Genomic DNA, 19,986 nt, shown 5'->3' on the forward strand with positions numbered 1-19,986 from the left:
CGTTGGAACAAAAGATTGAAAAGGCCCAATTGGATGTGGTAAAGGCAAAGGCGAAGTACGATGCGGCGCTTGCAACATTAAAAGATTTGATGGACAAACGCGATGGGTTAAAGCGTGATGAACTTATCGCTGCTATTATGAAAAGTGATAAATCCTACGACCAAATCCTTCAATTTATACAACCAACTGATCAAGAAAAAGGATAGGCTGGAAACAACAAAAAACTCCTGCATCGAGACCTGTGCAGGAGTTTTAGTCACATTTTTTCTGGAAGTTGACAATATCATTTCCTCCTATCTTTTACTTTTCCAAAAATTATTTAGATTTTTATTATAAATATAGATATATATTCAATAAATGTGATAAAATATATATGTAAACACATAATAACAAAAATGTTAATAATAACTAAACATTGCCAATTGAGCTATAAATACACATTTAATTCACGTTTCAAAAACCTACATAGTCAAATTGAAGAATAATATCTTATTTCATCTCACGCTTCTTTTACCAGATCGCATCTGAAGGAGGCTTGTCAGTGTCAAATCACAAATCTGAAACGGACTTTATCTTTTATGATGATTATTGGAAATATATCACTGAAAGGAATCTGAAAGAATCTCAAGAGCGTTATAAGATCGAATCAAAGCAGCGTCATGAAATGCGCCGCTTTAGTTCTGCGTTTCAAATTATTGCGTTATGTGCCTTTCTCTGTTTGGGTTTTTCCGGGATGGTGGTTCAAAGCGCAGCAATCTACCAAACTAAATATGAAAATCATGTTTTAAAGAGTGAGATCCGAGACCTGCAGCTTGAGATTGAAGAATTAAATGCTCACATTGATAATGCTGTTTCGCTGCATCACGTTGAAAGCGTTGCGCTAAATGAACTAAAAATGCAATACCCTCAGCAGCATCAAGTCGTCTATATTGCTTTAAATTGGGATTACACCCTGGAAGAAAATTCGGATGAAACTCAAATGGCAGTGGTGGAGAAAGTTCCGGCCTTTGCTGCCAAATTCAATTAAATGGAAATCTATAAAATGAAATAGCGCGGATCTGCCATATCACAGTAATGGCAGATCCGCGCCTTTTATTTGCAAAATAGAGAGAAAAATTGAATGAATTTTGAAGATGACAATCACACTAAGTTTGGCTTAAAGGAATGGTTGTGCTTGGTGGAACCATTACCAGGGTTTGGGCGTCTAAGCATTTGTGCTGCTTTCTTGCAGTGTTCTTTTACAATCTCATGGCACTGACATTAAAACATAATTACAATTGATCAGGATCAGCCCGATTTCGACAAAATACGAGTATAATGAACGTGTGAGACTGACAACGACGTAGCTGCATTGACGAAAGGGGTAATGACTATGAAAAAATTTCGTGCCATTTGGGTACTGATGATAATTATGCTGATGGTAATCGCGCAACCAACTTTAGCTGGTGAAGCGCGGCCGGATTTTAATATAGAAGTGGATGGAAAAGTTCAAAGCTATGAAGCAAAGACAGTGACAATTGAAGTAAAGGACAAGGAAATTGAAATAGGGGATATGCCTGCGATCATCTTGGAAGGACGAACCTTGGTGCCAATCAAGGAGGTCTTTCAAAGCGAAGGCATTGGGGCTGATGTGGCATGGAACCATGAGAAGAAAGAGGTTACGGTTACTTATGATGGGAATACCATCGTCGTCGCGATTAATAGCCCCGTGGCTTATGTGAACGGCAAGAAAATACAAATCGATCCTGACAACGAAAAAGTTGTACCTAAGTTGATCAGGGATACCAAGAAAGAGTATGCTAAAACAATGATTCCACTGAGGTTTGTGTCAGAGGCGCTCGGTTATGAAGTTGCTTGGGATCCTGTCACTTATACAGCTGCTATCATAACGCCTGAAGCAGCACCTGCTCCAGAGCCGGAGCCGGAACCTGTTCCGAAGCCAGTTCCGAAGCCAGTTCCAACACCAACACCAACACCGACACCAGTACCTACACCAGTTCCAACACCTGATCCAGAGCCAGAGCCGGAAGTCTCCGAGCTTCCAGACAACAATTCTGACATCGAGGATGAAATCAACACAAATAATGATTTTTTGCTTGAAACGGATGGGTCAGTGCCTTCGTTACCAACGGCCCTTAAAAGAAATCCAATTCTTTGGACAGATGGAAATCCTGACAATGCGATTACCCTGAAGATGCCGGAAGCAAAGGTCAAATTTGAGGCCATAAAAGGCGAAACGGTCAGGATCCAGTCACTTAAGTATGAAGCAGCTGAAGGTGTCCTGAAATTTATCATCACAGCTTCGGGTCCAATTTCGGACGTGGCGGTTGATACCATGGAGAAGAAGCTTGTGATGGATGTCATAAATGCTGAGAACGGGTTGTCCCAAGTGACTTATAAGGATAACCCAGTGGCGGCCGGCTACCGAACCAGCCAATTTTCACAGGATCCTATGACGACCAGAATAGTCCTTGATCTAAAGAGCAATAATGAGCGTTGCGACGTTAGCTTGAGCGAGGACCGCAGGAGTCTGATCGTTGAGTTTGAGCCAAAGTCAATTCATACCATTGAGCTTGGGCAAAGTCACCTTGGTGATTTTATAAGGATTGCCGGGATGTCGCCTACGTCCATAAAAACATTTAGAATGTCTGATCCGAATCGGATTGTTATTGATCTGGTTGGGACGCGCACGACTATCGGCTGGAAAGAAGCGACAGCGGAGGGGCAGTTCGTGTCGGGGATCCGTACGGATCAATTCAATGCCACTACAACTCGGGTCGTCGCCGTAATGGATGGACTTGCGAATTACGAGGTATATCAAAGTGGTGCGGAAACCTGGGTGCAGTTCACTGCGCCTGACCTGAAAAACCTGGAATACAACGGCAGCAAAACAAATCCAATAATCCGGTTCAACAAACGCAGCCTCGGTTTTGAGAGTGCTGATGTGGAGGTCATTGATGATTATCAGAGCATGACCTATACTTTCGTGCTGCCGGAGGACGTTTCTGCGAGCTTTGGCAAGGGCGAGCTGGTCATTGACGATTACGCGATCGATAAGATTGAGCTCAAGCAGGATAGCCAGGGTCGGACGAATATAGTTATCAAGCAGCTTGAATACTATGAATACCGTTTGAATGTGACCTCAAAGGGCATCATGATTGCAGGCTTTAAGCCTAAGGCGCTTTACGACAAAATTGTCGTTATTGACGCGGGCCACGGCGGCACAGACCCTGGTGCGGTTTCCGGCGGATACCAGGAGAAGGCTATCAACTTGGCTATGTCGACTTATGTCAAAGCCTTATTTGACAATTCCGAGGACTTTAAAGTTTACTATACGCGGACATCTGATGTGAACAAGAGCCTGAAATACAGAACAGATCTGGCGAATACCCTTGAGGCGGACATTTTTGTCAGCATTCACAACAACGCTATGAGCACGCCTGCTTTTGAGGGCATGGAGACGCTCTACATGCCGGGCGGTTCAACGGAGAAGCTCAGCTCTATTTCTATCGCTAAAATTTTCCATGAGACACTGCTTCCAATTGTGGATGTCGCGGACCGAGGTCTGAAGCCGAGGGATGGCTTGTACGTGATCCGGCACACCAAAATGCCGGCGATCATTCTTGAACTGGGCTTCATGACTAATCCTGGTGACCTGGCTAAGATTACGAATCCAGAAGTGCAAGAGCGTGTAGCCAGAGGTATTTACACTGCAACCGAGGCCGTCTTTAATAGATTTCCAACTGAGAGGTAGATTCATCTGCTAATCAACTAATTTTGTAAAATGGGGTGCGACATGGAGGTTATACAAAGCAAGCTGCCACGACTGATGCTGGTGGGAACCGGCAGCGGCGCGGGCAAAACAACCGTGACCTGCGCGGTCATGAAGGCTTTTCAGCTGCGAGGCAAGCACGTCGCCGGCTTCAAATGTGGGCCGGACTTCATCGATCCCATGTTTCACAGCAGCGTCCTTGGCGTCAAATCCCGCAATCTCGATATTGTTCTAAGCGGTGAGGAGGGCGCTCGATTCCTCATGGCCAGAGCCGCGGCTGGTGCTGACCTTTCCATAGTCGAGGGCGTCATGGGGATGTATGATGGACTCAGCATGACCTCGGATGAGGCCTCATCTAATCACCTCGCGCTTCTGACCGGAACCCCTGAGGTGCTCATTGTCGAAATTGGCGGCATGGCCCTCTCTATGGCGGCCATGATCCAGGGCTATCTGAACTTCAGGCCAAACCTGGTAAAAGGCATTATACTCAACCAGTGCTCTGAGGGGATGTACCCGTACTACAAGGAAATGATTGAGGAACAGCTGGGCATCCGTGTCTACGGCTTTATGCCGATGGTCAGGGAAGCCATCATAGGCAGTCGCCACCTTGGCCTGGTCACAGCAGAAGAAATTGAAGACCTTCAGCATAAAATGAACAAGCTTGCAGAAGCTGCTGAAAAATTTATTGACCTGGATGGTCTGGCTGAGATGGCAGCACAATCTGATGCACTGGAATGGACAAACCTATGGGCGCCTTTACTGGCAGATCACCAGATGGAACATAAGAAGCGTATTGGCATCGCAAAAGACAAAGCGTTCTGCTTTTTTTATCAGGACAACCTGGATTTGCTTGAAGCCCTGGGTGCTGAGCTCGTCTATTTCTCGCCTTTGGAAGATGCGCAGCTGCCGGAGAACCTTAATGGCCTGATTCTTTACGGGGGTTATCCGGAGCTCTATGGTGAGCAGCTGGCGGGTAATACTTCCATGCTTGAAAGCGTCAAGAAAGCCGTAGCAGGAGGTCTGCCTACGCTTGCAGAATGCGGCGGTTTCATGTACCTGATGGAATACATGAGGGATGCTGAGGGACGGCGCCATGCCATGGTAGGGGCTATTGAGGGTGAGTCCAAAATGCTGGATCATCTGGTTCGGTTTGGATACGCTAAAATGAGGGCGCTGAAGGACAATCTTCTATGCGGTGAAGGCTCAGAGATTCCCATTCACGAATTCCACTACTCTGACAGCGACAATAACGGCGATGGGTTCTTTGTTGAAAAGAAGCAGCGCAGCTGGCATTGTGTACACGTATCTGAAAGTTTGTTCGCGGGTTATCCGCACCTTCACTATGCAAGCAGGCCGGAGACCATGGTTCGGTTTTTGGAGGCATGCAGTAAAAAGTAGTAATGTTGAGATGAAAAATTTCAAAATAAAAAAAGACAGATCGCAAATGATCTGTCTTTTTGTGGTGGTGCGCGAACGCTCTAAAATGTGCCGGCCGTGAGCTCCTGCAGGGTGGAGACATAGCTGCGGATGCGGCTGAAAGCTTCTCTGAGCATTTCCTCTGAGCCTGCGAAAACGATTCTGAGGTAACCCTCACCCATAGTGCCAAAAGCGGAGCCAGGGACGGTGAGGACTTTGGCGTGGCGGATCAGATCCTCTGCAAAAGTCTGAGAGGATTTTCCGAAGGCTTTTATGTTCACAAAGGCATAAAATGTACCTGGGATTGTATGGCAGGTCATTCCTGGTATTGTTTTCAACTCATTGAGAACGAGATCGCGATTGCTCAGATATTTCTGACGCATTTCTATCACGGCTTCTTCACCATGGAGGATAGCTTCTGCCGCCGCCAGCTGGGTGAATTCCGGCAGGCAGGAGGCAATGCCTTCCTGAAGCTTTGGCATATTGGAAATGATCCTTTGATCCCCCACGACATAGCCCACGCGCCATCCGGTCATGGCATAGGTTTTGGAAGTGCTGTTGACAATCAGGATGTTTTCCCTGATCTCATCAAATTCGGCGAGGCTGTGGTGCTCAACCCCCTCATACACCAGCGCTTCATAGACTTCATCAGATATGACAAAGAGATCATGCCGCTTTACGACAGCAGCTATCTTTTTCATTTCTTCATAAGGGATCACTGCGCCAAGGGGATTGCTTGGAGAGTTGAGGATCATAGCTTTAGTCTTCTCTGTGATGGCGGCTTCAATGTCGTCCGCCTTTATGCAAAATTGATTCTCCTCGTAGATGGGGACAGGGACGGGCTGGCCACCCAGAAGTTGAATTTGTCCTGCGTAGTTGGGGTAACCGGGATCCGGGATTATAACTTCGTCTCCTGGGTTAATGGCACATATAAGTGCAAGCAATATGGCTTCCATACCCCCAAAGGTGACCATAACGTTATCTTCAGTATGCTGGACCTTTAGCTGTTGGGTATATTTTTGGGCGATGGCTTTTCTCAGTGGAAGAATGCCTGCGTTGCTGACGTAATGGGTTCGGTTTTCATCCAGGGCTTGAATTGCAGCAGCCTTGATGTAATCAGGCGTATCGAAGACCGGCTCACCTACGGTCAGACTGATGACATTGTCATACTTGGCAGCGAGTTCAAACATTTTTCGAATCCCTGATGCCGGGTAGTGCTGAACGACTTCTGAAAGTTTTTTCAAGGTGAAACCGCCTCCTGGGTTAGAGTTTTTCTGGGATTGTTGGATGTATAGGGAAGAGGTAAAGCAGGATTTTTATGCTTGAAGAAGGTTGTTAACTTATAGGATCAGACATCCTTGGCTTCAAGTGAAATGAACCGGAAATTGCGCTTCCACTGAATGGAAAAACATTAGGCATTGTTGTTTCGTGCCATATTATACAAGTTCATTTTACGTTATTTAGGAGGCCGAGACAATTTGATTTCACTCAATTTTGTGATTTCTTTATGATTGAAAATTTGTAATTCAAGTTAAATGGGTGTATCATTAAAAAAACATGTCTGACAATAACAAAAACGATTGCATTTTAGCTGAGTCTTTTGTAAAATGATAAATAAATATACAACGGCGCGCATAATTAAGATTGATGCGTATGAACACACAGGAGGTAGACCATGCCAAAACGAACTGATATCCACAGCATTCTCATCATTGGATCAGGTCCTATTCTTATAGGCCAGGCCGGTGAATTCGACTATTCCGGGACTCAAGCCTGCAAGGCCCTCAGAAAGCTCGGTTACAAAATCATCCTTGTCAACTCCAATCCTGCCACGATCATGACGGACCCTGAAACGGCGGATGTGACTTATATTGAACCTTTGAATGTCAAGCGCTTGACTGAGATCATTGAGAAGGAGAGACCGGATGCGGTCCTGCCGAACCTCGGTGGACAGTCGGCGCTCAACTTGTGCTCTGAGCTCAGCGCCCAAGGGATTCTCGACCAATATGGCGTCAAGGTTATTGGGGTTCAAATTGATGCTATTGAGCGCGGTGAAGACCGCATTGCCTTCAAAGAAGCCATGAACAGACTGGACATTGACATGCCAAAGAGCATGCCGGCCTACAGCGTGGAAGAGGCAGAGCAGATTGCCCACGAGCTTGGCTTTCCTGTCGTCATCCGACCGGCTTACACTATGGGCGGCACAGGCGGCGGACTGGTTTACAACGTTGAAGAGCTCAGAACCATAGCGAACCGCGGTATTTCTGCCAGCATGGTGGGTCAAATTCTCGTTGAGGAATCTGTCCTTGGCTGGGAGGAGCTTGAGCTCGAGGTCGTTCGCGACGCGAACAATAAGATGATTACCGTTTGCTTTATTGAGAACATAGACGCGGTTGGCGTACATACGGGGGATTCCTTCTGCTCGGCGCCTATGCTGACCATCAGCGAGGAGCTCCAGAAGCGCCTCCAAGTCGCGGCATATAAAGTCGTTGAAGAAATTCAGGTCATTGGTGGCACGAATGTTCAGTTTGCCTATGATCCTAAGACAGACCGCTTTGTCATTATTGAGATCAATCCGCGGACGTCCCGTTCCTCAGCGCTGGCATCCAAGGCGACGGGCTTCCCAATCGCTCTGGTTTCCGCTATGCTCGCCGCTGGCCTGACTCTGGATGAGATTCCGTACTGGAGAAAGGGTACCCTGGATCAGTATGAGCCATATGGGGATTATGTCGTCATTAAATTCGCAAGATGGGCCTTTGAGAAATTCCCTGGTGCCCAGGATAAGCTTGGGACGCAGATGCGCGCGGTTGGGGAAGTTATGAGCATCGGCAAAACCTATAAAGAGGCGGTTCAAAAGGCAATCCGGTCCCTCGAAATTGGCCGCTACGGCCTGGGCTATGCAAAGAACTTCAATGAGCTCAGTCTCGAGGTGCTGATGTCCATGCTGGCAGAGCCTTCCAGTGAGCGTCAGTTCATTCTTTACGAAGCGATCCGCAAAGGTGCTGACCTGGATGAGCTTTATAAGAAAACCTATATCAAGCCCTATTTCCTTCAGCAGATGAAAGAACTGGTGGATCTCGAAGAAGAGATTCTCACATACAAAGGCAGCAAGCTGCCAGATGCACTGCTGACTCAGGCGAAAAAGGACGGTTTTGCAGACCGTTACCTGGCGCAGCTTTTGGGTGTGGCTGAGGCTGAGATTCGCGAGCAGCGTAAAGCGCTTGGCGTCGTGGAGGGCTGGGAGGCAGTTCCGGTCAGCGGCGTTGAAAACGCGTCGTACTATTTCTCCACTTATAACGCGCCAGACCAAACGACGGCCAGCGACCGCAAGAAGGTCATGGTCCTCGGCGGCGGTCCGAACCGCATAGGGCAGGGCATTGAGTTCGACTATTGCTGTGTTCACACAGCCTTCGCGCTGCGGGACCTCGGCTATGAGACAGTCATTGTCAACTGTAACCCTGAGACGGTTTCGACAGATTATGACACGTCGGACAAGCTCTACTTTGAGCCGTTGACCGTAGAAGACGTTCTGAGTATTTACGAAAAAGAAAAGCCGCTGGGCGTCATAGTTCAGTTTGGCGGGCAGACACCGCTCAATATTGCGGGTGAGCTGGAGGCAGCTGGCGTGAAAATTATTGGTACAACGCCTGCGACCATTGATTTGGCTGAAGACCGTGACCAGTTCAGAAAGATTATGGAAGAGCTTGAGATTCCTATGCCTGAGGCTGGCATGGCAGTGACGGTGGAAGAGGCCCTTGAGGTTGCGGGTGCCATTGGTTATCCGGTCATGGCGCGTCCGTCCTACGTCCTTGGCGGACGTGGCATGGAGGTCGTCTATACGGAAGGCCACATGAAGGATTACATGGAAGCGGCAGTTGGAATTACCAAGGAACGCCCGGTTCTGATCGACCGATTCCTGAACAACGCCCTTGAGGCGGAAGCGGACGCGATCGCGGACGGTAAGGATGCCTTCGTTCCGGCTGTTATGGAGCACATTGAGCAGGCGGGGATTCACTCCGGTGACTCTGCGTGTGTCATCCCGCCTATAACGATTTCCCAGAAGAATCTCGACACCATAGTCGATTACACCAAGAAGATCGCAAAATCACTCAATGTCATAGGTCTCATGAACATGCAGTATGCCATTGCGGATGACAAGGTCTATGTCCTTGAGGCGAACCCGCGGGCTTCCAGAACGGTGCCTTTGGTTTCTAAAATCTGCAATATTCCTATGGCAAAGATTGCTGTACAGCTTATGATGGCGGACTTTACCGGAACAGAGTCCAGCGTCAAGTCACTCAAAACGAAAGAAATTCCACACTATGGCGTTAAAGAAGCGGTATTCCCATTCAATATGTTCCCTGAAGTCGATCCGGTGCTTGGTCCTGAAATGCGATCCACCGGTGAGGTCCTCGGGATGGCGGACAATTTTGGCATGGCCTATTTCAAGGGTTATGAAGCAACAAACCTTAACCTGCCTACAGAAGGCTGTGTTCTGATCAGCGTCAATGACAAAGATAAGGCGGATTCTGTCGAAGTGGCTAAAGCGTTTGTTGAAATTGGGTTCACCATTAAAGCGACTTCAGGCACTAAGGCGTTCCTGGCTGAGCATGGCGTTGAATCCGAACTGATCTACAAAATGAGCGACGGCCGACCGAACATCGCGGATGGCATTGCCAACAAGGAGATCCAAATCATCATCAATACGCCAGCTTCCAAAGTCAGCCAGATTGATGACTCCTACGTGCGAAAATCTGCCATCAAACACAAGGTACCTTATGTCACAACCCTGACAGCAGCTATGGCTTGCGCGAAAGGGATTGCGGCCTTTAAGGCAAACGGCGCGGGCGGGTACAAGCTCAAGTCACTGCAGGAGTATCATGCAGACATTAAGTAAATAACTTTACCTCATCTGCGGGGCTCGAAAGAGCCCTGTTTTTTTGTGCGAAGATCAAGGTCAAATCTGTTTTGGGTTTTACTGTAATGTATCTATGATAAATTTAAGCAAATATAAAGGAATGATTAATATTGAGATATTGACAATAGTGTGTGATGCATAGTATAATGCAAGTATAAGGAGGCGGTATAAGTGACGCAGAATGATGCCTTACAGAATCTGATGCAGGAGCTTCGCCGCGGCACGCTCGTCATTGGTGTTTTAAGCCAGCTCCATGAGCCGGAATATGGGTATTCATTGGTACAGAAGTTAAATGACCGGGGGATGCCTATAGACCAGGGAACGCTTTATCCGCTGCTTCGCAGACTTGAAAAGCAGGGACTCCTGGACAGCAGCTGGGAGGTTGAAGAGCCACGGCCAAGGCGGTATTACAAACTGAGTGATTCGGGTCTGGAGGCCCTTGAAGCTTTAAAAACGGAATGGCAGACGTTAGTCAGCACAATGAACCTTATGCTTTCACTGGAAAGTGAGGAGGCGCAGGAAAGATGAACTGGATGGATCGTTATCTCTATGCTGTCACGCGCAGGCTTCCCAAAAATATGCGGGAGGACATTGAACGCGAACTGCGTTCAAATTTGATGGATGCTCTGGATGAACGGCTTGATGGAAGGGAGCCCACCGAACAGGATATCCTCGATTTATTGGATGCTTTTGGGGATCCGGAGAAAGTCGCTGCTGAATATAGGCCTGAAAACCGTTATCTGATTGGACCTGAGTTGATCGATCTCTACTGGATGATTATTAAAATCGTAGGTGCGGTAGTGATCTTTGGTTTGACGGTTTCACTGGTGATTTCCATTTTGTTGGGAGAAGCACCTCAAAGTGGTCCGTTCAGTGTTATTGGTGGGTTTGTAGGGACTCTGTGGTCCGCGGCCGTAGGTCTGGTTGGGACGATCACAATTATCTTCGCGGTGATTCAGCATACGGCTGCTGGTGAGTCGTTGGGCCGTTCCGAGACGGCCAACGAACTTAGGGAAGCCGGAAAAGAAATCACCGGGATGTTCGAAGACATGCAGCAGTCCCATCGTGAGAAGAGGAAGGCAGGGAAACCATCGGCAGGGTCTGATAAACAGCCTGCAGGGTCAGCACAGCAGCCTGCATGGTCAGCACAGCAGCTGCCAGAAGTACCTGTGCCTTCTGACCGGGTCATTTTGTCAGACAGTATAGCTTCCCTCGTATTTATTGGAATCGCTTTACTGGTATTCAATGTTTACCCGGATAAAATAGGTGTTTATTTCTATGATAAGGCAGCTTCAATATGGGTCACAATTCCACTGTTCAACGTTCTGATCCTCAGTGTTTACGTCATGTTTTACAATGTCGTCTGGATCTTGGAGGCACTGCTCCACCTCAGATTGATTCAAAAGGGGCGTTGGGGCTTTACGGAGCGCATGGCAAAAATCATATTAAGTATTGTTGGGGTGGGAATTTTTATTGCTCTTGTTCAGAATCCGGCCGTCTTTAATACTGAGGGAATCACAGCTGCGCTGGCGCATTATAGTGGAGATTTTGCTGGGATTGCCAAACTTGGAAGCTTGAATCTTAAAATTATTGTCATCATAGTCGTTGTCGCGACGGCCGTCGAGGTCGTAAAACAAGCGTACTACGCAATCAAATCGAAGGCGGCGTGATTCGTAATAGGGCATTGTTTGGTTGGGGACAGGCACCGCTGGTCGGTGCCTGTCCCCAACCAGCGGTGCCTGTCCCCAACCAAAAAAGCTGGAAAGAAGCATCACCGGGCGTCAGCAATCGACGCCTGGTGTGTCTTCTTTCCAGCTTTTTTCTTTGAATTTGATTTTGAATTTTACCTTTATTTCCCCGAAGTCTTCTTTTCGTTCAATGCCGCTTCGATCAGCCCGTGGACACGCTGGCTCAGGGCTATGGAATCCTTGTGGTCACCCTCCAGAAGCTCGACAGGGGGGAGGATTTGAATCTCGACCTCGGCAGGGTGAATGGTCAGGCTGCCTTTTTTCATGATATCCTTCGCCCCGTGAATCACCACTGGGACTATTGCCGAGCCGGACTTCACCGCAAGCCGCATGCCGCCGGGCTTGAATTCCTGAAGCTCACCGGATTCGCTCCGGGTGCCCTCCGGGAACAGCACCAGATTGTAGCCCTGCTTCAAAATCTCAATCCCTTCGTTGATCGCCCGGATGGCTTGCCGGACGTCGTCCCGGTCCATGAAGATGCAGTGGATCAACCTCATCCAGTCGTTGACGATTTTAAAATCCAGCATTTCAATCTTCGCAACAAAACCCTTGTCAGATTTGACATAGCCTAAAAGCAGGGGGATGTCGAAGTGAGATTGATGGTTTGAAACGAAAAGAATGGCGCCATTTGTCGGCAAGTTGTGCTCACCTGTCACGGTGACTTTGCTGCCGGTTTTCTTGACGAGATTTTGCGACCAGATCCTGGCGCGCAGGTAAGCTATGCGGTCCCGGGCCTCGGTTTCCCCGGCTGCGTCCAGCTTTTTCGCTTTCATCAGCTCGGGCAGTGTCGCGAGCAGCGTGATTCCAAAATAAATGTACCAAAACAGAGTCCTCATAACATCGACCTTTCCATGACAGCTTGACGGCGCCCGCAAGATGCAGGCGCGGACCTATGATTAAATATAACTGTTTCTGGCGGAGAAGACAAGGGGGTGAGTCGGAGACCATCGGCAAAAAGCGTTTAGGAATGTGTATTGATTTTTAAGATTCGGATGAAAAAACATTAAATAGCAGGTTTGAAATTGCGGTGAAAGAGGTATATAATGTAAATGCAAATGCGAATGATTCGCATTTGAGATATGCCGATGGTCACACGCCCCCAACCCAGTCGCCCACTCGGCAAAGCACAGCACGCAAAAGTTCTTAAAAGACGCTGACACTTGAGCAACTGTCTTCCATAACAAAACATTTTCAAACGAAATGAGGGGAACGCTATGACAAAATCAATCAAATTCCGCGTCGTCCTGAGCCTGCTGCTTCTGACCGCGCTGATCTTCACAGGCTGCGGCTCAGCGGCACCGGCGGGTACAGAGCCAGCCGGCACTGATACGGCGCCTTCTGCAGAGCAGTCGGCAGACAAACCGAGGCTGGTTGCGACACTGTTTCCGCAATATGACTTTGTCAGAGTCCTGGCAGGGGACCTGGTCGAAATAACGCTGCTGCTGCCGCCTGGGGTGGAGTCTCACTCCTATGAGCCCACACCCAAGGATATTGCAGGCATAACCGAGGCGGACGCCTTTCTGTTCACTGGGGAGGCCATGGAGCCCTGGGCAACGAAGCTCGTAGACAACGTTAAGGGCGCTGAAGTCAAGGTCGTCGACTTGAGTCAGGGCGTGACGCTGTTGGCGGCGGACCATGATGACGAACACGAAGAGGAAGGGGATCATGCAGAGGAAGGCCACGAAGAGGGCGCTTATGACCCGCACATCTGGCTGGACCCCAACAATGCAAAGATTATGGTGACAACGCTTTTGGAGACCCTGATCGAGATCGATCCGGAAAACGAAGGCACTTACCGAAGCAATGCGGAAGCCTACATTGCAGAGCTTGAGTCGCTTGACCTCGCGTTCAAAGATTTGTTCGAAAAGTCCGAGACTCAGACGATCTATTACGGCGGGCATTTCGCATTTGGCTATTTTGCGGAGGCCTATGGTCTTAGCACCGTGTCGCCTTATGATGGGTTCTCTCCTGATGCGGAACCGACGCCCAAGAGAATCGCGGCGCTGATCGATGCCATGTCCGGGGCGAAATTCAAATATATTTACTATGAAGAGCTGGTGGATCCAAAGATCGCTAAGCTCGTCGCCCAGGAGACAGGGGCGGAGATGCTGCTCCTGCACGGTTCCCACAATCTGTCGAAGGATGAGCTGGAAAGCGGCATAGGCTATCTCAGCATTATGCGCGAAAATCTCGAAAAATTGAAGCTGGGGATGGGGTATAGTGGATAATACAATTAAAAAAAACGCAGCGGCTTCGGACGCTGAGCGCTCAGCTAAGACCGCAGCGGAAAGCCACCCGTCAAAAGACATCATCCTGAACGCGGAAAATATCACCCTGAAATACGGCAGACACGAGGTGCTCACAGAGGCCAGTTTTGTTGTTGAGGCTGGGGACTACATTGGTATAGTTGGTCCAAATGGATCCGGAAAAACCACGCTGATGAAAGCCATGTTGGGTCTGATCACACCCTCCTATGGGAAATTCACCTATGCTGGTGAAGTGAAGGACAACCGTTTTATTGGGTACCTGCCCCAAAAGGTCATCAGCGGGGACCCGCTGTTTCCGGCAAAAGTCCGGGAGGTTGTAGCTATGGGCCTTCTGTCCTCAAAGCGTTTTCCAAAGCACCTGAGCCAGGAGGACTATCAGAAGGTGGATGGCACGCTTGCCAGACTTAAGATTTCAAACCTGGCGGAGAAGAAAATTGGCAATCTTTCCGGCGGGCAGCAGCAGCGGGTGCTGCTGGCCAGAGCCCTGGTTTCATCCCCCAGGCTGCTGATTCTGGATGAGCCTACCAGCGCCTTGGATCCAAAGGTCAGGGAGAATTTTTACGGCATATTGAAAGCGCTCAATGAAGAGGACGGCGTGACCATTCTGCTGGTGTCTCATGACATAGGCTCCATAGGCCAGTACACCAAAAAGATGCTCTATCTGGACAGAACCGTGGTTTTCTTTGGCACCTATGAAGACTTTTGCCATTCCCAGGATATGACACATTATTTTGGACCCCTCTCCCAGCACAAATTCTGCTGGCAGCACGAGGAGATCTCGGCACTGGAAACAGCAAAACCGAGCTTCCATTTTCATGCGCCTCATATTCATGTGGACCACGTCCATGCGCACGGTCAGTCTGTAGAGCATTCCCATGAACCAGACGAGGAGGTGCAGCCATGATGACCTTCATTGAGTCGGTTCAGCAGGCTCTCCAGTATGATTTCATCCTCAAGGCCCTCCTGGTAGGCTCCCTGATCGCGGTCAGCGCTTCGGTCCTGGGACTGTTTCTCGTCCTGAAAAAGTATTCTATGATAGGCGACGGCCTGGCTCACGTGTCATTTGCGACAGTGGCAATTGCCCTCTGGATGTCTGCTTCACCCCTGCTGGTGTCGATTCCAATTGTGATCCTGGCGTCTTTCTTCATCCTCAAGCTCAGTGAAAAGGCCAGCATGCACGGAGACGCCGCCATCAGCCTCGTCTCTTCCTTTTCCATAGCTATGGCTGTCTTGATTGCCAGCATGGCGCGGGGCTTCAACGTGGACCTGATGAGCTATCTTTTTGGCAGCATTCTCGTGATCAGCAACTTTGATGTCGTCATCTCAGCAGTGCTGTCGCTCGTCGTCATTGTGACTGTGATATTTTTCTACCACGACCTGTTCGCCGTCACCTATGACGAGGAATATGCCCAGGCCGTCGGCATGAATACGAAATTTTATAATTATCTGTTGGCAGTTCTGACGTCCATCACCATAGCCCTTGGGATCAGAATTGTGGGAACCATGCTGATTTCAAGTCTGATCGTCTTTCCTACGGTGACCGCGCTGCAGGTATCAAGGGGCTTCAGGACCACGATTCTGATCGCGACACTGATCTCTGTAATTTGCGTCATCTTGGGCGTTTTGTTCTCCTTTGCCTACAATCTCCCAACGGGGGCCGTGATCGTCCTTATGAACGCCATAGCGTTCGGGCTGGCGTTTCTGGCGAAGCTTCTCCGCCGCTGATGAACAAGCGTCTCGAGCAGAAAGAGGTGTATGACATGAAAACAAATAAAACGACAGATACGAAAGCCATGCTCGAACACTGCGGCATCAAGCTGACCCGCCAGCGCCTGGATCTCCTGGATCAGCTGGTTAAGGGGAGCGGTCCGACGACCGCCGAGCAACTCTTCCTGAGCCTTCGTGAAGAGGCTTCAGCCATCAGCCTCTCCACGGTCTACCGGATCCTGGACGCCTTTGAACTGAAGGGCCTCGTGGAAAAGGTCGTCAGTACAGACGAAAATAAGGCGGTCTATGAGCTCAATCGTCACGAGCATGGCCATCACCTCATATGCACATCATGCAAATCCCGAATGACCATTACGGGCTGCCCGCTGGCGGGGTATGAGGAAGCGCTGGCTAAGTCGACAAACTACAAAATTACCGGACACCGGCTCGAGGTCTACGGCCTGTGTCCCAAATGTCAGTCTGAGCTTGAAATGCCCCCTGTGGAAATAACCCCAGATAGGACTGAAGGAAAGGTGGGAACGCCGTGAAGAAAGTCATCACCGTGATAGCGACCTTTTTTATGCTGGTCATGCTCAGCCTGGCGGTGGATCAGGTGCTGACCTGGGGCCGTCTGCTGGATGGCATTGTGGACTGGCTGGACATTGTGCTTTACGTTGTCCTGGGGCTTTTGTTCCTGATCTATGTCCTCCTGCCCATCCTGCGCTGGCAGGCTTATCCGACGCCGGAGACCCTCAGCGCTGCCCTCAGGGGCAGCCTGAAGCAAAAGCGCAAGCTCCTGAGACAGGTCCGGCGCCATGTGACTGAGGAAACTGAGCGGGCAGAAGTGGACGCGCTGCTGAAAAGTCAAGATGAAGCCGCCGTTCAGACGTATCTGGAAGGCTATTACAAAAAGCGCAGCGCGGCAGCCAAAGCCGCAGCAGGCGCCTCGGCCACACAGTGCTTTGCCGTCGTCGCCGCCAACCAGAATTCTGTCCTGGACGCCGTCATGATCCTGATCTTCAACATCAGCATGATTCACAAGATTTACTCATCTTTCAGGATGCGGGACTCTTTCCTCAACATAGGCCGCTATTACAGAAACACTGTGCTGCAGGCTTCGGTCACCGGCCTCTTCGAGAGCCTGGACGACGAGATTGTGGAGATCCTCAGCAGCCGCAGCCTGGAGCTGACCAGAAAAATCCCTTTCGCGGATGTCATCATGTCCTCCATCCTTCAGGGGTTTGCCAACGGCTACATGACTTACTACTACGGCTACCTCTCCATCCTCTCCTTCGAGCGCACCCTCTACGGCACCGACGAAAGCGATGTCACCCTCAGACGCCGGGCACGCCGGGATACCCGCAGCTTCATGATGTCCATGGTCGGAAAGCCCCTGGACCAGCTGGCGAAGAGAATGAAGCCTTCCTTTGGGACCTTCTTCAACTTTGGCAAAAAGTCGCCGGATGACCTGGATGGCGAACCGGAATTTTAAGTGGCTATAAGAAAAAAATCCCGCAGCTGGCGGCGCTGCACCGCAAATTCTGCGGTCAGGCCCCTCTGCGGGATTTCAGTTTTGTGGGGCGCAGTGGATCTAAAAACCAGGATTTTGCCGATGGTCACACAAACACCAACCCTGCCTCCACGCTTAGTCTTCTTCGCTTCGTAAATTTGTGCCTTAAAATGCGTCAACGAACAAGTGACGGTACTTTTCTTCATTCTCCGGCGTCATTTCGACGAATTTGGTTTGGTCTGCCATGCAGATAGGGCAGAAAGCAGGGGGCTCGTCTCCTTTGTGTCGGTAGCCGCAGACGGTACAAAGAAATTCCATGGCGTTTCCTCCTTTGCTGGGGTATGATTTAGGTAAGCGCTGACTATGATATTTCGTCAGACTTTTGCAAAACTGGCTTTCGCCTCAAGCTCGCCGTCTGAACCAAAATGACACCGGACAGGATGACGACCATGGACAAAAGAATACTTGGTGTGACAGGCTCGCTAAGCACAAGCCACCCCAGAAGCACCGCGATTACAGGGTTAATATAGGCATAGGTGCTGGCTCTGGAAAGCGGCCATGCCTGGATGATGTGAATAAAGGCGCTGTAAGCGAGGATTGACCCAAAGATCACCAAATAGAGCAGCGCCAGCAGACTTGAAGTTGAAGCCTGGAGGGAGTGGCTTTCACCGGCTGCAAAGCTGATCAGCATGATGCCAACCCCTGCGATCAGCATTTGGAGTCCAATTTGGACCACCACGTGACATTGCGGCTTGACGGTTCTTGAGTATAGAGTGCCAATGGACCAGAGGGTCACAGCCGTGAGAACCAAGGCGACACCGCGGGGATCGAGACTCATTTCGCCGCCCCCGGAAAAGATCAGGAGACCAACGCCGCCAAAGCCCACCAACAGTCCAAACCAGACTCTCCAGTCATTATTTCTAAGCTGCGGGTACAATATCATTTGAAATACTGCCATGATTAAAGGGGATGATGCAACGATCAGGGAGGTCGACCCAGAACTGATATACCGGGACGCCAGTCCCACAAAGCCGGTCCCGCCAAAAAGCAGCAGAAGGCCTATAACGCCCAGCTGGATGTATTCTCTAAGCACTGTAGGGAAAGCAAAGCCTCTGAGTTTGGCAAACAACACCATTATAGTGCCAGCCGTTAAAAATCTCAGGGAAGTGAAAAACAGGGGTGCAATGCCGGAAACGCCAATATTAATGGCTAAATAGGTGGAGCCCCAGACCACACAAACCGTCAGGTAGGCAATCCAGTTGAAGATCTCTTTGCTGTTGTATTTTGACATTGTTGAAAGACTCCCTCGGTGTGAAATGATCTTGACAAGTTATTATATCATAGATGGGAAAAACACTATATTATTGTTCTTATAGAAAAGGGGGAATTTTATTTGAACGCTGCAGCATGGTCAGAGCATCTCAGCCGCCTGGCAGAAAAATTCAATCAGCTGGACGTGGTATGGGCCGCGGGCGCCTCTTCAGTTTTGTATGAGCACGGCCTCACGTCAACCGTTAATGACCTTGATATTATGGTCCGTCTGGAGGATGCCGCAAAACTAGACGCTTTCCTTGAGCCATATGCCGTCAAGCCGCCGGAAACAGATCATCCTAAATATAAAACGGCCTTTTTCAGGGAGTATGTCGTGGACGGTGTGGAAATTGACTTGATCGCCGGTTTTGCGATTGCCCATGAACAAGGGGTGTACTATTACCGGTTTGATCATGATGCCGTGGACCGGGTGGCTATTTTAAACGGAGCAGGCGTCCCCATAGCCGCCCTTGAGGATTGGTATGTGCTTTATATGCTTATGGACCGAAAAGAAGACAAAGTCGAGCTCATAGAGTCCCATTTCCTTGCAAACGGCATTGAAGCCCCAGGGAGACTTGAAGGGGCACTCACACAGCCGCTGCCCGAAACGGTCAGAAACAGGATTGTCGCGCTTATGAACAACCCGGCTATTTCCATGCCGGGGGTGTGATTGAGAAAGGGATGCCAGTGGTGATAACTATTAGGGGAGGGATGGTATGCGTTTGACAGTCAACCGGGACTTGATGCTGCGTCCAATCGCGCTGCATGACGCGACGGCCGTTCTCGAGCTGATTCTGAATAATGAGCAGCACCTGAAGCAGTGGCTTCCATGGGTGACAAGGCCCTTTACCATACATACGGTTCTCAGCTATATTGAGATGTCAGACCGAAAGCGCCTTCAACAGGCCGGCTACGAATACGTCGTGATTTACCGGAACCAAATTTGCGGCATCGTGGGGCTGCAGCAAGTGGATTGGCAGAACCGGAAGGCCAGCATAGGCTACTGGATTGGGAAAGAATACGAAGGGAAAGGCCTCATGCTGCGGGCCGTCAATACCGTGGTTAAAACGGCTTTTGAGGATCTCAAGCTGAACCGCCTGGAGATGTACTGCGCTGAGCAAAATTTAAAATCCAGGGCCATACCGGAGAGACTATTTTTCAGAATAGAAGGCATTTTGAGACAAAATGAATGGCTTTACGACCATTATGTAGATCATGTCTTATACGGGCAATTGAGAGCGGAGTACGACCATAGACCAAGGGCACAGAGCTTTGAAAACGACTATTAATTGATGAAAAGAGAAGAAGCCGGAGAGGGTTAATTAAACCACCCTTCC

The 19,986-nt window shown here is 49.4% G+C and carries 18 protein-coding genes; 14 read left to right on the forward strand and 4 right to left on the reverse strand.

Features of this window, described 5'->3' with window-relative positions; translation table 11 throughout:
• The 4 genes from BLP63_RS13705 to BLP63_RS13720 form a co-directional block, all read left to right on the forward strand.
• The coding region (locus tag BLP63_RS13705) for a hypothetical protein (protein WP_139159837.1) at positions 1–206 on the forward strand (206 nt) is incomplete at its 5' end.
• A gap of 335 nt (positions 207–541) precedes the next feature.
• Positions 542–1,027: an FtsB/FtsL family cell division protein gene (locus BLP63_RS13710; protein WP_092592538.1), complete on the forward strand. Its 486-nt coding sequence runs from the start codon at positions 542–544 to the stop codon at positions 1,025–1,027.
• Positions 1,028–1,372: 345 nt separating this feature from the next.
• Positions 1,373–3,754, forward strand: coding sequence for an N-acetylmuramoyl-L-alanine amidase (locus BLP63_RS13715; RefSeq protein ID WP_170829465.1), 2,382 nt, complete (start codon positions 1,373–1,375; stop codon positions 3,752–3,754).
• 42 nt (positions 3,755–3,796) lie between these two features.
• The gene (locus BLP63_RS13720; RefSeq protein ID WP_170829466.1) at positions 3,797–5,170 is read left to right on the forward strand and encodes a cobyrinate a,c-diamide synthase; all 1,374 of its coding nucleotides are present in this window, start codon (positions 3,797–3,799) and stop codon (positions 5,168–5,170) included.
• An 80-nt stretch (positions 5,171–5,250) separates the two neighbouring features.
• Here the strand turns inward: BLP63_RS13720 and BLP63_RS13725 are convergent, their stop codons facing one another.
• Complete coding sequence (locus BLP63_RS13725) at positions 5,251–6,432, reverse strand: pyridoxal phosphate-dependent aminotransferase (protein WP_092592544.1); 1,182 nt, start codon at positions 6,430–6,432, stop codon at positions 5,251–5,253.
• A 431-nt stretch (positions 6,433–6,863) separates the two neighbouring features.
• On the opposite strand from BLP63_RS13725, the gene carB reads away from it, so the two are divergent.
• From carB to BLP63_RS13740, 3 genes are all read left to right on the forward strand, one after another.
• Positions 6,864–10,085: a carbamoyl-phosphate synthase large subunit gene (carB, locus tag BLP63_RS13730; protein ID WP_092592546.1), complete on the forward strand. Its 3,222-nt coding sequence runs from the start codon at positions 6,864–6,866 to the stop codon at positions 10,083–10,085.
• A gap of 192 nt (positions 10,086–10,277) precedes the next feature.
• Positions 10,278–10,634: a PadR family transcriptional regulator gene (locus BLP63_RS13735; protein WP_330387168.1), complete on the forward strand. Its 357-nt coding sequence runs from the start codon at positions 10,278–10,280 to the stop codon at positions 10,632–10,634.
• Positions 10,631–11,776, forward strand: a complete 1,146-nt coding sequence (locus BLP63_RS13740; RefSeq protein WP_092592548.1) for an HAAS signaling domain-containing protein — start codon at positions 10,631–10,633, stop codon at positions 11,774–11,776. Before BLP63_RS13735 ends, BLP63_RS13740 begins: the two co-directional genes overlap by 4 nt.
• A gap of 179 nt (positions 11,777–11,955) precedes the next feature.
• On the opposite strand, the gene BLP63_RS13745 is transcribed toward BLP63_RS13740, so the two are convergent.
• Positions 11,956–12,690 (reverse strand): lysophospholipid acyltransferase family protein, encoded by a 735-nt coding sequence (locus BLP63_RS13745; protein WP_092592550.1) that lies wholly within the window; start codon positions 12,688–12,690, stop codon positions 11,956–11,958.
• Positions 12,691–13,068: 378 nt separating this feature from the next.
• Here BLP63_RS13745 and BLP63_RS13750 point away from each other — a divergent pair, with 378 nt between their 5' ends.
• From BLP63_RS13750 to BLP63_RS13770, 5 genes are read left to right on the forward strand one after another with little or no spacing between them, the layout of a single operon-like run.
• Positions 13,069–14,082 (forward strand): metal ABC transporter solute-binding protein, Zn/Mn family, encoded by a 1,014-nt coding sequence (locus tag BLP63_RS13750; RefSeq protein ID WP_092592552.1) that lies wholly within the window; start codon positions 13,069–13,071, stop codon positions 14,080–14,082.
• Complete coding sequence (locus BLP63_RS13755) at positions 14,075–15,025, forward strand: metal ABC transporter ATP-binding protein (RefSeq protein WP_242870923.1); 951 nt, start codon at positions 14,075–14,077, stop codon at positions 15,023–15,025. Before BLP63_RS13750 ends, BLP63_RS13755 begins: the two co-directional genes overlap by 8 nt.
• Positions 15,022–15,846 carry a metal ABC transporter permease gene (locus BLP63_RS13760; protein ID WP_207646478.1) on the forward strand — a complete coding sequence of 275 codons (825 nt, stop codon included), beginning with the start codon at positions 15,022–15,024 and terminating at the stop codon, positions 15,844–15,846. The genes BLP63_RS13755 and BLP63_RS13760 overlap by 4 nt, the downstream gene beginning before the upstream one ends.
• Before the next feature lie 35 nt (positions 15,847–15,881).
• Entirely contained in the window at positions 15,882–16,376 is a 495-nt protein-coding gene (locus BLP63_RS13765; RefSeq protein WP_170829467.1) for a Fur family transcriptional regulator, read from the forward strand.
• Positions 16,373–17,320, forward strand: a complete 948-nt coding sequence (locus BLP63_RS13770) for a DUF697 domain-containing protein (RefSeq protein WP_092592556.1) — start codon at positions 16,373–16,375, stop codon at positions 17,318–17,320. Before BLP63_RS13765 ends, BLP63_RS13770 begins: the two co-directional genes overlap by 4 nt.
• Before the next feature lie 183 nt (positions 17,321–17,503).
• Here the strand turns inward: BLP63_RS13770 and BLP63_RS16920 are convergent, their stop codons facing one another.
• A complete protein-coding gene (locus BLP63_RS16920; RefSeq protein WP_170829468.1) occupies positions 17,504–17,656 on the reverse strand; it encodes a rubredoxin-like domain-containing protein in 153 nt (50 codons plus the stop codon).
• A gap of 43 nt (positions 17,657–17,699) precedes the next feature.
• The gene (locus BLP63_RS13775; RefSeq protein ID WP_092592558.1) at positions 17,700–18,629 is read right to left on the reverse strand and encodes an EamA family transporter; all 930 of its coding nucleotides are present in this window, start codon (positions 18,627–18,629) and stop codon (positions 17,700–17,702) included.
• 102 nt (positions 18,630–18,731) lie between these two features.
• On the opposite strand from BLP63_RS13775, the gene BLP63_RS13780 reads away from it, so the two are divergent.
• Together BLP63_RS13780 and BLP63_RS13785 are read left to right on the forward strand one after the other, a co-directional pair.
• Positions 18,732–19,319, forward strand: a complete 588-nt coding sequence (locus tag BLP63_RS13780) for a nucleotidyltransferase family protein (protein WP_092592560.1) — start codon at positions 18,732–18,734, stop codon at positions 19,317–19,319.
• 46 nt (positions 19,320–19,365) lie between these two features.
• Positions 19,366–19,938 (forward strand): GNAT family N-acetyltransferase, encoded by a 573-nt coding sequence (locus BLP63_RS13785; protein ID WP_092592562.1) that lies wholly within the window; start codon positions 19,366–19,368, stop codon positions 19,936–19,938.
• Positions 19,939–19,986: the final 48 nt, after the last annotated feature.

The organism is Acidaminobacter hydrogenoformans DSM 2784, assembly GCF_900103005.1.
Classification (GTDB): Bacteria; Bacillota; Clostridia; order Peptostreptococcales; family Acidaminobacteraceae; genus Acidaminobacter; species Acidaminobacter hydrogenoformans.